This window comes from Citrobacter sp. Cc139 (genome assembly GCF_030334645.1).
GTDB classification, from domain to species: domain Bacteria; phylum Pseudomonadota; class Gammaproteobacteria; order Enterobacterales; family Enterobacteriaceae; genus Citrobacter; species Citrobacter werkmanii.
In genome coordinates, this window is the sequence record NZ_JAOWDM010000069.1 from 408991 (window position 1) to 421197 (window position 12207).

Annotated in this window: 12 protein-coding genes; 6 read left to right on the plus strand and 6 right to left on the minus strand. The window is 53.5% G+C overall.

What is annotated here, in order from left to right; translation table 11 throughout:
• Positions 1-6 precede the first annotated feature (6 nt).
• The 5 genes from mnmE to OGV69_RS06635 all read left to right on the plus strand — a co-directional run bounded on the left by mnmE (position 7) and on the right by OGV69_RS06635 (position 5175).
• Positions 7-1371 (plus strand): tRNA uridine-5-carboxymethylaminomethyl(34) synthesis GTPase MnmE, encoded by a 1365-nt coding sequence (gene mnmE, locus OGV69_RS06615; protein ID WP_069323650.1) that lies wholly within the window; start codon positions 7-9, stop codon positions 1369-1371.
• Between the two features lie 181 nt (positions 1372-1552).
• The gene (locus tag OGV69_RS06620) at positions 1553-2734 is read left to right on the plus strand and encodes an MFS transporter (protein WP_069323649.1); all 1182 of its coding nucleotides are present in this window, start codon (positions 1553-1555) and stop codon (positions 2732-2734) included.
• Positions 2703-3662, plus strand: a complete 960-nt coding sequence (gene yidZ / locus OGV69_RS06625; protein WP_038635741.1) for an HTH-type transcriptional regulator YidZ — start codon at positions 2703-2705, stop codon at positions 3660-3662. The genes OGV69_RS06620 and yidZ overlap by 32 nt, the downstream gene beginning before the upstream one ends.
• 166 nt (positions 3663-3828) lie before the next feature.
• On the plus strand, positions 3829-4578 hold the full coding sequence (locus OGV69_RS06630) for a 4'-phosphopantetheinyl transferase family protein (RefSeq protein ID WP_069323648.1): 750 nt from the start codon (positions 3829-3831) through the stop codon (positions 4576-4578).
• 30 nt (positions 4579-4608) lie between these two features.
• Positions 4609-5175, plus strand: a complete 567-nt coding sequence (locus tag OGV69_RS06635; RefSeq protein WP_003023832.1) for an NADPH-dependent FMN reductase — start codon at positions 4609-4611, stop codon at positions 5173-5175.
• Positions 5176-5231: 56 nt separating this feature from the next.
• Here OGV69_RS06635 and adeP read toward each other — a convergent pair whose 3' ends face one another.
• On the minus strand, positions 5232-6569 hold the full coding sequence (gene adeP / locus OGV69_RS06640) for an adenine permease AdeP (protein ID WP_006687753.1): 1338 nt from the start codon (positions 6567-6569) through the stop codon (positions 5232-5234).
• A 167-nt stretch (positions 6570-6736) separates the two neighbouring features.
• Between adeP and yieH the strand changes: the two genes are divergently transcribed.
• Positions 6737-7402: a 6-phosphogluconate phosphatase gene (gene yieH, locus OGV69_RS06645; RefSeq protein WP_069323647.1), complete on the plus strand. Its 666-nt coding sequence runs from the start codon at positions 6737-6739 to the stop codon at positions 7400-7402.
• A 52-nt stretch (positions 7403-7454) separates the two neighbouring features.
• On the opposite strand, the gene phoU is transcribed toward yieH, so the two are convergent.
• The 5 genes from phoU to pstS form a co-directional block, all read right to left on the minus strand.
• On the minus strand, positions 7455-8180 hold the full coding sequence (phoU, locus tag OGV69_RS06650; protein ID WP_038635754.1) for a phosphate signaling complex protein PhoU: 726 nt from the start codon (positions 8178-8180) through the stop codon (positions 7455-7457).
• A gap of 14 nt (positions 8181-8194) precedes the next feature.
• The gene (gene pstB, locus OGV69_RS06655) at positions 8195-8968 is read right to left on the minus strand and encodes a phosphate ABC transporter ATP-binding protein PstB (protein WP_003023821.1); all 774 of its coding nucleotides are present in this window, start codon (positions 8966-8968) and stop codon (positions 8195-8197) included.
• A 46-nt stretch (positions 8969-9014) separates the two neighbouring features.
• Positions 9015-9905, minus strand: a complete 891-nt coding sequence (pstA, locus tag OGV69_RS06660; RefSeq protein WP_003827037.1) for a phosphate ABC transporter permease PstA — start codon at positions 9903-9905, stop codon at positions 9015-9017.
• Positions 9905-10864, minus strand: coding sequence for a phosphate ABC transporter permease PstC (pstC, locus tag OGV69_RS06665; protein WP_038635761.1), 960 nt, complete (start codon positions 10862-10864; stop codon positions 9905-9907). Before pstC ends, pstA begins: the two co-directional genes overlap by 1 nt.
• A 144-nt stretch (positions 10865-11008) precedes the next feature.
• Entirely contained in the window at positions 11009-12049 is a 1041-nt protein-coding gene (gene pstS, locus OGV69_RS06670) for a phosphate ABC transporter substrate-binding protein PstS (RefSeq protein WP_038635764.1), read from the minus strand.
• Between the last annotated feature and the right edge of the window lie 158 nt (positions 12050-12207).

Below are 12207 nucleotides of genomic sequence, written 5' to 3' on the forward strand. Positions count from 1 at the left end.
CATATCATGAGCCATAACGACACCATCGTCGCTCAGGCCACCCCTCCGGGACGTGGTGGCGTGGGTATCCTGCGTATCTCCGGCCTGAAAGCGCGCGAGGTCGCAGAAACCGTGCTGGGCAAACTGCCAAAACCGCGTTATGCCGATTATCTGCCGTTTAAAGACACGGATGGCAGCGCGCTGGATCAAGGCATTGCCCTGTGGTTTCCCGGCCCAAACTCCTTTACCGGTGAAGACGTTTTAGAGCTGCAGGGTCACGGCGGTCCGGTGATTCTCGATCTGCTGCTCAAACGTATTCTGACCATTCCCGGGCTGCGCATTGCCAGACCCGGTGAATTCTCCGAGCGCGCATTTCTCAATGATAAGCTCGATTTAGCCCAGGCCGAGGCGATTGCCGACCTGATCGATGCCAGCTCGGAGCAAGCAGCTCGCTCGGCGCTGAACTCGTTGCAGGGCGCTTTTTCCGCACGGGTAAATCATCTTGTGGAAGCGCTCACTCACCTGCGCATCTACGTGGAAGCGGCGATTGATTTCCCGGATGAAGAAATCGACTTCCTGTCTGACGGCAAGATTGAAGCGCAGCTCAATAGCGTTATCAGCGATCTTGATGCCGTACGTGCCGAAGCGCGTCAGGGCAGCCTGCTGCGCGAAGGGATGAAGGTGGTGATTGCTGGTCGCCCGAACGCCGGGAAATCAAGCCTGCTAAACGCGCTGGCAGGCCGCGAAGCCGCCATTGTCACCGACATCGCCGGCACCACCCGCGACGTACTGCGTGAGCATATCCATATCGACGGCATGCCGCTGCACATTATCGACACCGCCGGTCTGCGCGATGCCAGCGATGAAGTGGAACGCATTGGGATCGAACGCGCATGGCAGGAAATCGAACAGGCCGATCGCGTACTGTTTATGGTTGATGGCACCACCACCGACGCCGTGGACCCGGCTGACATCTGGCCCGACTTTATTGCCCGTCTGCCCGCCAAACTGCCTATTACCGTGGTGCGTAACAAAGCGGATATTACCGGTGAAACGCTGGGCCTGAGTGAAGTAAATAGTCACTCACTGGTGCGCCTCTCCGCACGTACCGGTGAAGGCGTTGACGTGCTGCGCAACCATCTCAAGCAGAGCATGGGCTTTGAAACCAATATGGAAGGCGGCTTCCTGGCGCGTCGTCGTCACCTGCAGGCGCTGGCAGAAGCGGCGGAGCATCTCGAGCAGGGCAAAGCCCAACTGCTCGGAGCATGGGCCGGGGAATTGCTGGCAGAGGAGCTACGTCTGGCTCAGCAAAACCTCAGTGAGATTACCGGTGAATTTACCTCCGACGATCTGCTGGGACGGATTTTCTCCAGCTTCTGTATTGGTAAGTAACGTGTGTTGCCCGGTGGCGCGATGCCTACCGGGCCTACAGGCCCCGTCGTCTGGAGAAGGTGTTTACACTCCCGTCCTGCAACAATAATTTCCCATGAGGAAAATACTGTTGTCCAAATGGCAACTCGTGCAGTTGACTCTCTGCCCGTATCCTTAGCGCCACATTCCTTATGAGGTCGCTATGACACGCTTTCTAATCTGTAGTTTTGCCCTGGTTCTACTTTATCCCGCCGGTATTGATATGTATCTGGTGGGACTGCCTCGCATTGCGGCCGATCTACAGGCCAGCGAGGCGCAACTGCATATCGCGTTTTCGGTTTATCTGGCGGGAATGGCGACGGCGATGCTTTTCGCCGGAAAAGTCGCCGACCAGTCAGGACGTAAACCGGTCGCCATAGTCGGCGCCCTCATCTTTATTTTCGCCTCTGCGCTGTGTTCATTTGCCGAGAGCGGGACGCCATTCCTGGTAGGCCGTTTTATTCAGGGCGTGGGCGCAGGCTGCTGCTATGTGGTGGCCTTCGCTATTCTGCGCGATACGCTCGACGATCGCCGCCGGGCAAAAGTGCTGTCGCTGTTGAACGGAATCACCTGTATCGTACCGGTGCTGGCTCCGGTGATGGGGCATCTGATTATGCTCAAATACCCGTGGCAAAGCCTGTTCTACACGATGATCGGTATGGGTGTGGTCGTATGCCTGCTGTCGGTATTTATCCTGCGAGAATCGCGCCCAGCAACGCTAATGGCGACGACGGAAAAGAACCACACGACCGAATCGCTGGTGAACCGTTTTTTCTTAAGCCGCCTGGCCATTACCACCCTCAGCGTGTCGGTGATTCTGACCTTCGTGAATACCTCTCCGGTGTTGCTAATGGAAGTGATGGGCTTCGACCGTGGTGAGTATGCCACGACGATGGCCATGACCGCAGGTATCAGTATGGCGGTCTCTTTCTCGACGCCGTTCGCCCTCAGCGTTTTCAAGCCTCGCGTTCTGATGCTGACCTCTCAGGTACTGTTTCTGTCTGCAGGCGTGGTGTTAACTCTCGCCAGCTCGCATACGGTGACGCTGTTTGGGCTGACCTTAATCTGCGCCGGGTTCTCGGTTGGTTTTGGTGTCGCCATGAGTCAGGCGCTGGGGCCGTTCTCGCTGCGGGCAGGGGTTGCCAGCTCGGCGTTAGGTATTGCGCAGGTTTGTGGCTCATCGTTATGGATTTGGCTGGCAGCGGTCCTCGGCCTTGATGCGCTGAATATGCTGATCGGGATTCTGATTGGCTGTAGCATAGTGAGTATCATGCTGATTATCACTGTTGCCCCCAACCGGTCCGCGCCAACTCATGAAGAAATCCCTCAGCAGTCTCGATCTTAATTTGTTGCTGTGCCTGCAGTTATTGATGCAGGAACGCAGCGTTACCAAGACCGCCAAACGGATGAACGTCACACCGTCGGCGGTCAGTAAGTCGCTGTCGAAACTGCGGACCTGGTTTGACGACCCGTTGTTTGTAAACACCCCGCTGGGACTTACGCCGACGCCGTTAATGGTCAGCATGGAGCAGAATCTGGCAGAGTGGATGCAGATGAGCAATCAATTGCTGGATAAGCCGCACCATGAGGCTCCGCGCGGGTTGAAGTTTGATCTGGTGGCCGAAACGCCGCTGGTAATGATCATGTTCAACGCCCTCTCCCGGCAGATCTATCAGCGTTATCCCCAGGCGACAATCAAAATACGCAACTGGGACTATGATTCGCTGGATGCTATTATTCGCGGCGAGGTGGATATCGGCTTCACCGGTCGCGAAAGCCATCCGCGTTCGCGAGAACTGCTGAGCCTACTGCCGTTGTCGATCGACCATGAAGTGTTGTTTTCCGATCTCCCTTGCGTCTGGCTACGTGAAGATCATCCGGCATTGCAGGAAGAGTGGAGTCTGGACACATTTCTGCGCTATCCCCACATCAGTATTAGCTGGGAGCAAAGCGATACCTGGGCGCTGGACGATGTGCTTCAGGAGATGGGGCGCACACGCAATATCGCGTTATGCCTGCCAGGTTTTGAGCAGTCGCTGTTTATGGCCGCCCAGCCGGATCATGCGCTGATAGCCACCGCGCCGGTCTATTGTCAGCGTTATAACCAACTCCACCAGCTTCCACTAGTGGCGCGTCCTATGCCATTTGATGCTGCACAGTTAGAGAAAATGCGCGTACCGTTCACTCTCCTTTGGCATAAACGTAACAGCCATAATCCGAAGATCGTCTGGCTGAAAGACACGATCAAGGCGTTGTATCGCGATATGTCCTGACGATCCGCCGCCGGAGTGTTGCTTAAATGACCATTCTGGCAACAGAAATGTAAATGTCGCGTAATGTATTCCATTTCCGTTTATTTTTTAGCCCGTAAAACCTGCCTGAACGCCGTGTAAATGTTACTCTGGTAATAATAACGGACCATTAATCACGGAGCGAAAAATGGCGACACATTTTGCCAGAGGGATTCTTACGGAGGGACACCTGGTTTCAGTTCGTCTCCCTACTCCATGTCACATTGAAGCAAGAAATCTACCCGCTCACCGCCGAACGCGTTTCCTGGCCTCCCGAAGCCTTCTCGCAGAGCTGATGTTCATGCTTTACGGCACCAGCACGTTGCCTGAGATTGTTACTGAGGCGAAAGGTAAGCCCGTTTTTCGCGATAAAAACCTGCCGGGATTTTCGATTTCTTATGCTGGAAATATCGTTGGCGTTGCGCTGACAACAGAAGGTGTTTGCGGCCTGGATATGGAGCTTCAGCGAGCGACACGGGGTTTTCACAATCCGAATTCAACACAAACCTGGCGCTTCTCCAGTAACGAAAACCTGTGGATCAATAACCAAAACGACCCAAACGAAGCGCGTGCGCAGCTCATTACGTTGCGCCAGAGCGTTCTCAAACTCACCGGCGATGTGTGTAATGACGATCCGCGCGAACTGCAGCTCTTACCCGGCGCAGGACGTCTGAAATGTGCCCATGTTGCGCAGGTGGAAGCCATTTGCGATGCGGAAGATGTGCTGGTGTGGTCGGTTGCGGTTACGCCAACCATTGAAAAACTCAAGGTTTGGGAGTTTGATGGTAAACAGGACTGGAAAAGTTTGCCTGATATCCAGACTCGCGCCAATGAGCCAACGGGTCGTCTGATCCGGTTCTCTCAATTATGCGCAGCGAAAAGCCATACGCTTAACTGATTTAACCTTCATGATGAAACAGGAGTCACCATGTCTGAAACATTGAATGTTGTTACGTTACTGGGAAGTCTGCGCAAAGGTTCGTTTAACGGCATGGTTGCCCGCACGCTGCCTAAAATTGCGCCCGCAGGAATGGAAGTGAGCGCGTTACCGTCGATTGGTGATATCCCGCTGTACGATGCCGACCTCCAGCAGGAAGAAGGCTTCCCGGCCAGCGTAGAAGCGCTGGCAGAGCAAATAAGGAAAGCTGATGGTGTTGTTATTGTGACACCGGAATATAACTATTCTGTTCCTGGCGGACTGAAAAACGCCATCGACTGGCTGTCCCGCCTGCCCGATCAGCCATTATCTGGCAAGCCGGTGCTGATTCAGACCAGCTCTATGGGCGCTATTGGCGGCGCGCGCTGTCAGTACCATCTTCGTCAGATCCTGGTATTCCTCGACGCCATGGTGATGAACAAGCCGGAATTTATGGGCGGGGTCATTCAGAACAAGGTGGACCCGCAGACGGGTGAAGTAATCGACCAAAGCACGCTGGACCATCTGACCGGTCAACTGACCGCATTTGGCGACTACATTCAGCGCGTGAAAGCGTAAACGAAAAAGCCCGGCGATTTGCCGGGCTTGTCTTTCTAAAACCAAATAAACAGCGATCAGTGCGCGTCGATAAACACAATCTTCAGTACAAACAGCAGCGCGACAACGATGACGCACGGGCTGAGATCGCGCAAACGTCCGGTCCCGATTTTCATCACGCAGTAGGAAATAAAGCCCAGCGCGATACCTTCGGTAATCGAGAAGCTAAACGGCATCATCACGGCGGTAATAAACGCAGGAACCGCTTCTGTCAGGTCATCCCACTTCACGCGCGACAGGCTTGATGTCATCAGCACACCGACGTAAATCAGCGCACCGGCCGCGGCATAGCCCGGCACCATTCCCGCCAGCGGCGACAGGAAGATAACCAGCAGGAACAGCAGGCCAACGACCACGGCTGTCAGACCGGTACGTCCGCCGACAGAAACCCCGGAAGAAGATTCAATATACGCGGTAACGGAAGAAGTACCGATAAACGCGCCGGTAACAGATGACACGCTATCTACATACAACGCCTGCTTCATACGCGGGAACTTGCCCTTCGCATCCGCCAGACCGGCTTTATCCGTAACGCCAATCAGCGTACCGGAAGAGTCGAACAGGTTGACCAGCATGAATGAGAAAATCACCCCCGCCAGGCCAATATTAAACGAACCGGCCAGATCGACATGGCCAATAACGGACATCACGCTCGGTGGCGCAGAGACGATACCGTTGTAATGCACATCGCCCAGCATCCAGCCCAGTAACGTGGTCACAATGATGGAGATCAGCACCGCCGCATGAATGTTGCGTGACGCCAGAATCGCGATGATAAAGAAGCCCAGAATACCGAGCAGCACGCTGTGAGACGTCAGGTTGCCGATGGACACCAGCGTGTCTTTGTTCGCCACGATAACTCCAGCGTTTTTCAGCCCCATCATGCCGATGAACAGACCAATACCGCTGGTGATCCCCACGCGCAGGCTAACCGGGATATTTGCAATCATCCAATAACGTACGCGGAAAATTGTCAGCAGCAGCAAACCTACCGCGCCCCAGAAGATAGCGCCCATACCAATCTGCCAGGAGAGGCCCATCGCGCCGACGACCACGAAAGCAAAGAATGCGTTCAGGCCCATAGCAGGCGCAAGTGCGACCGGCAGGTTGGCAAACAGGCCCATCAGGATGCTACCAAAAGCAGCAATAAGACAGGTGGTAACAAAGACGGCGCTGGTATCCATGCCAGCTACGCCAAGAATTTGCGGGTTAACAAAAACGATATACACCATCGTCAGGAAGGTCGTTAAACCGGCGATCACTTCGGTCCGTGCCGTCGTGCCATGTTCGCGCAGTTTGAACACGCGTTCCAGCATCCCCTGGCCAGAAGCCTGGGTTGTGTGTTGTTGACTCATTATCAATTTCCGAACAAGGAGGGAAAATTCGTCGCTATCCTATACCAAAATGCGACAATAGGGTTGGGTTATGAGCAACTTTTTTCATTGATTTTGCTTATACGGCAACGATTGCGTGGCCCAATAATGCATTACGAAAACGTTAAACTTGTTAAAATGGAAATGACATGTCCCAGATAGAAGCCGTATTTTTTGACTGTGACGGTACACTTGTCGACAGTGAAGTGATTTGTTCTCGCGCGTATGTCAGCATGTTCCAGGCGTTCGGCATTACGCTCGATCTTGAAGAAATTTTTAAACGCTTCAAAGGGGTAAAGCTGTACGAGATCATCGACATTATCAACGAAGAGCACGGTGTCGAACTGGCAAGAGCTGATTTAGAACCGGTTTACCGCGCTGAGGTCGCACGTCTGTTCGATACGGAACTGGAGGTGATCGCTGGCGCTAATGCGCTACTGGACAGTATGACAGTGCCCATGTGCGTAGTCTCTAACGGTCCGGTCAGTAAAATGCAGCATTCGCTGGGTAAGCTGGGCATGTTGCACCATTTTCCTGATTTATTGTTCAGCGGTTACGATATCCAACGCTGGAAGCCCGATCCGGACCTGATGTTCCATGCGGCAACAGCGATGGACGTCAACGTTGAGAACTGCATTCTGGTCGATGATTCCAGTGCTGGCGCGCAGGCGGGGATTGCGGCGGGAATGGAAGTATTCTATTTCTGCGCCGATCCGCACAACAAACCGATCGATCATCCAAAAGTGACGACTTTTACCGATTTGGCCCAGTTGCCGGAATTGTGGAAAGCGCGCGGATGGGATATTACGCGTTAACTGAAATGCCGGATGGCGCTGACGCTCATCCGGCCTGTTTTCTACGTGTTTATTACTCTTTCGGATCTTTCCCCGCCAGCAGCTTATCCAGCTCATCACCACCTACATGACGGAAATCTTGTCCCTTCACGAAGTAGAAAATGTATTCGCAGATATTCTGGCAACGGTCACCGATACGCTCGATGGAACGGGCGCAAAACAGCGCGGTAAGCACGCTTGGGATAGTACGCGGGTCTTCCATCATATAGGTCATCAGCTGACGCACGATGCCTTCATATTCCTGGTCAACTTTCTTATCTTCACGATAAATACGTACCGCTTCGTCCAGATCCATACGCGCAAACGCATCCAGCACGTCATGCAGCATCTGCACAGTGTGGCGGCCCAGTGATTCCAGGCTGACCAGCAGCGGCTGATGCTGATGCGAGAATTTCTCCAGCGCGGTGCGACAAATTTTGTCCGCCACGTCGCCAATACGCTCCAGCTCAGCGATGGTTTTGATAATCGCCATCACCAGGCGCAGGTCGCTGGCGGTCGGCTGACGTTTGGCAATAATACGCACGCAGGCTTCGTCGATCGCCACTTCCATCATGTTGACGTTCTTATCGCCTTCAATGACGCGCTTCGCCAGCTCGCTGTCCTGGTTATGCATGGCGGTAATCGCATCAGAAAGCTGTTGCTCGACCATGCCGCCCATGGTCATCACCTGGGTACGGATGCTTTCCAGTTCGGCGTTGAACTGGCCGGAAATATGTTTATTTAGGTTAAGGTTATCCACAACAAGCTCCTGAATCAGCCGTAACGACCGGTGATGTAGTCTTCAGTTTGTTTCTTCGCGGGCTTGGTGAACAGATCGTCCGTGTTGCTGAACTCAATCAACTCGCCCAGGTACATAAATGCCGTGTGATCGGAACAACGTGCCGCCTGCTGCATGTTGTGGGTCACGATAACAACGGTGTAATCCTCTTTCAGCTCGGTGATCAGCTCTTCGATACGCCCGGTAGAGATCGGGTCGAGCGCTGAACATGGCTCATCCAGCAGAAGCACTTCCGGGCGAATGGCGATGCCACGCGCAATGCACAGACGCTGCTGCTGACCACCAGAGAGAGAGTACCCACTCTGGTGTAATTTATCTTTGGTTTCGTTCCACAATGCGGCCTTAGTCAATGCCCACTGCACACGCTCGTCCATATCCGCACGAGAGAGTTTCTCAAACAGACGTACGCCAAACGCGATGTTGTCGTAGATGGACATCGGGAACGGCGTCGGCTTCTGGAATACCATCCCCACTTTGGCACGCAGCAGCGCGATATCCTGGGTATTGGTGAGAATATTGTCGCCATCCAGCAGGATTTCACCTTCTGCACGCTGTTCCGGGTACAGCTCAAACATTTTGTTGAACGTACGAAGCAGCGTCGATTTACCACAGCCTGACGGCCCGATAAACGCCGTAACCTGGTTTTTAGCAATATCCAGGTTGATGTTCTTCAGGGCATGGAATTTGCCATAGTAGAAGTTCAAATCACGAACCTGAATCTTACCCGGGGCAGTATCAACCATACTCATTTCAATCTATTCCTCATCCGGCGCCGCATCAGCCACGCCGTAAAAATTAACCGTGTTTCTTCTTCGCGAAAATGACGCGCGCCAGAATGTTCAGCAGCAGTACGCACAGGGTAATAATCAGTACCCCAGCCCAGGCCAGTTGCTGCCACTCAGCAAACGGGCTCATCGCAAACTTAAAGATAGTGACCGGCAGGTTGGCGATAGGCTGCATCATGTCGGTGCTCCAGAACTGATTCGAGAGCGATGTAAACAGCAGCGGAGCCGTTTCACCGGCAATACGCGCAATAGCCAGCAGGACACCTGTAATAATGCCCGAGACAGATGCCTTCAGGGTGATCGCAGAAATCATCTTCCACTTCGGCGTACCCAGCGCATAGGCAGCTTCACGCAGGCTGTCCGGCACCAGTTTGAGCATGTTCTCTGTAGTACGAATAACAATGGGCACCTGCAGCAGCGCCAGCGCGATAACGCCCGCCCAGCCGGAGAAGTGCTCCATTTTTGCTACCACAATGGTGTAAACGAACAGACCGACCACGATTGATGGCGCAGAAAGCAGGATGTCATTGATAAAGCGGATGACCTCAGCCAACCAGGACTTACGTCCGTACTCAGCCAGGTAGATGCCCGCCATAATACCCAGCGGGGTACCAAACACGGTCGCCCACAGGATCAACAGTCCGCTACCGGCCAGAGCATTCGCCAGACCACCACCAGCCGTATTCGGCGGCGGCGTCATTTCGGTGAATAGCGCCAGCGACATACCGTCGATACCACGGGTAATCGTGGACATCAGGATCCAGATAAGCCAGAACAGACCGAACGCCATGGTCGCCATAGAGAGCGTCAGGGCGATACGGTTCTTCAGGCGGCGGCGCGCCTGCATTTTACGGCGGGATTCCGCAAGCGCAGTGGTGTTTTGCATTTCAAGCGTAGCCATTAGCGTGCCCCCTCGTTCTTCGCAAGGCGCATGATCATGAACTTAGACGCAGCCAGTACGATGAAGGTGATCACAAACAGAATCAGGCCCAACTCCATCAACGCGGCAACGTGCAGACCTGATTCCGCTTCGGCAAATTCATTCGCCAACGCAGAGGTAATACTGTTGCCCGGCATATACAGCGATGCACTGTCGAGCTGATAGGTGTTACCGATGATAAAGGTCACCGCCATGGTCTCGCCAAGTGCGCGACCCAGACCCAACATCACGCCGCCGATCACGCCATTTTTGGTGAACGGGAGGACGATGCGCCAGATAACTTCCCAGGTGGTACAACCGATGCCGTAGGCTGACTCTTTCATCAGCACCGGCGTTTGTTCGAACACATCGCGCATAACCGCCGCAATGTAAGGAATAATCATGATAGCGAGGATCACGCCCGCAGCCAGAATCCCAATACCAAACGCCGGACCAGCAAACAACGCGCCAACAAACGGAATGTTGGAAAGGATGTTACCGACCGGTTCCTGGAAATAAGTCGCAAACAACGGAGCAAAGATAAACAGGCCCCACATGCCGTACACGATACTTGGAATTGCCGCCAGCAGCTCAATAGCGATACCCAGCGGGCGACGCAGCCAGCCGGGCGCAAGTTCAGTCAGGAACAAAGCAATGCCGAAACTCACCGGAACGGCAATCAGCAGTGCGATAAGCGAAGTGACCAGCGTACCGTAAATCGGGACTAATGCACCGTAGATATCATTTGGCGCATCCCATTCTTTAGTCCACAGGAAGGAGAAACCAAATTTCTGAATGCTTGGCCAGGAGGAGATAACCAGAGAGACAATGATGCCACCCAACATCAATAGCACAATCAGCGCAGCCAGTTTTACCAGCGCGCTGAATATCATGTCACCCTTTTTACCCGGTGGGTTAAAAGCAGGCTTTGTTGCAGCCATAAATCACTCTTTAAGTTAAACGCGTTTACTAAGTTGCCCATGCCGGATAGCGCTACGCTTATCCGGCCTACACTCAGGGCCTACGGTAGAAACCGTAGGGCGGATAAGCGTAGCGCCATCCGCCAATTCGTCAAAGATATTCTATTAGTACAGCGCTTTACCGCTGCTGTCTTTCACGTTGGTTTTCCATGCAGCACGAACCTGCTCAACCACGCTGTCCGGCAGGCTGGCATAATCCAGGTCATTAGCCTGTTTGCCGCCATTTTTGTACGCCCAGTCGAAGAACTTCAGCACTTCAGCGCCCTGCTCAGGTTTCTTCTGCTCTTTATGCACCAGGATGAAGGTGGTGGAAGTGATTGGCCACGCATCGTCACCTTTCTGGTTGGTTAGATCCTGCGCGAAGGTTTTGCTCCAGTCAGCGCCTTTCGCGGCGTTAGCAAAGTTCTCTTCGGTCGGGCTTACCGGTTTGCCATCAGCAGAGACCAGCCTGGTGTACGCCAGATTGTTCTGCTTAGCGTAAGCGTACTCAACGTAGCCGATTGAACCAGGCAGACGTTGGACGAATGCGGCGATACCGTCGTTACCTTTACCGCCCAGACCGGTCGGCCAGTTAACGGTAGAACCGGAACCAATTTTAGATTTCCACTCTTCGTTCACTTTTGCCAGGTAGCTGGTGAAGACGAAGGAAGTACCGGAACCGTCAGCACGACGCACAACGGCGATGTTCTGCGAAGGCAGTTTCAGACCTGGGTTCAGTTTGGTGATGGCTTCATCATCCCACTTCTTAATTTTACCCAGGTAGATGTCGCCCAGCGTTTTACCGTCAAGCACCAGCTCGCCGGATTTCAGGCCAGGGATATTCACCGCCAGCACCACACCGCCGATCACGGTCGGGAACTGGAACAAGCCTTCTTGATTGAGTTTTTCGTCAGACAGCGGCGCATCTGAGGCACCGAAATCAACGGTATTCGCAGTGATTTGTTTTACACCACCGGAGGAGCCGATACCCTGGTAGTTTACTTTGCTACCAGTCTCTTTCTGATAGGTATCTGCCCATTTGGCATACACTGGCGCAGGAAAAGTTGCACCTGCACCTGTCAGGCTCGCTGCGGCAAAGGCAGAGAACGCGCTCATGGATAAGGTCGCGGCGACAACAGTTGCGACAGTGGTACGCATAACTTTCATAATGTCTCCTGCACGGTTTTCGTAAATTGTTGTTTGAGTTGCTACTGTGAGCAAAATAGGACAAACAGGTGACAGTTAAATGTACGAAATATGACAGTTTTATGACAGTGAAAAATAATGCGCCAGGAACAATTAAAAACAGTATAAAAACACAAGGT

Bases quoted from the DNA above. Each gene is read 5' to 3' on its own strand.
- adeP (WP_006687753.1), bottom strand. From the start codon at position 6,569: ATGAGTCAACAACACACAACCCAGGCTTCTGGCCAGGGGATGCTGGAA.
- pstS (WP_038635764.1), bottom strand. From the start codon at position 12,049: ATGAAAGTTATGCGTACCACTGTCGCAACTGTTGTCGCCGCGACCTTA.
- yieH (WP_069323647.1), top strand. From the start codon at position 6,737: ATGTCCCAGATAGAAGCCGTATTTTTTGACTGTGACGGTACACTTGTC.
- OGV69_RS06620 (WP_069323649.1), top strand. From the start codon at position 1,553: ATGACACGCTTTCTAATCTGTAGTTTTGCCCTGGTTCTACTTTATCCC.
- OGV69_RS06630 (WP_069323648.1), top strand. From the start codon at position 3,829: ATGGCGACACATTTTGCCAGAGGGATTCTTACGGAGGGACACCTGGTT.
- yidZ (WP_038635741.1), top strand. From the start codon at position 2,703: ATGAAGAAATCCCTCAGCAGTCTCGATCTTAATTTGTTGCTGTGCCTG.
- pstA (WP_003827037.1), bottom strand. From the start codon at position 9,905: ATGGCTACGCTTGAAATGCAAAACACCACTGCGCTTGCGGAATCCCGC.
- OGV69_RS06635 (WP_003023832.1), top strand. From the start codon at position 4,609: ATGTCTGAAACATTGAATGTTGTTACGTTACTGGGAAGTCTGCGCAAA.
- pstC (WP_038635761.1), bottom strand. From the start codon at position 10,864: ATGGCTGCAACAAAGCCTGCTTTTAACCCACCGGGTAAAAAGGGTGAC.
- mnmE (WP_069323650.1), top strand. From the start codon at position 7: ATGAGCCATAACGACACCATCGTCGCTCAGGCCACCCCTCCGGGACGT.
- pstB (WP_003023821.1), bottom strand. From the start codon at position 8,968: ATGAGTATGGTTGATACTGCCCCGGGTAAGATTCAGGTTCGTGATTTG.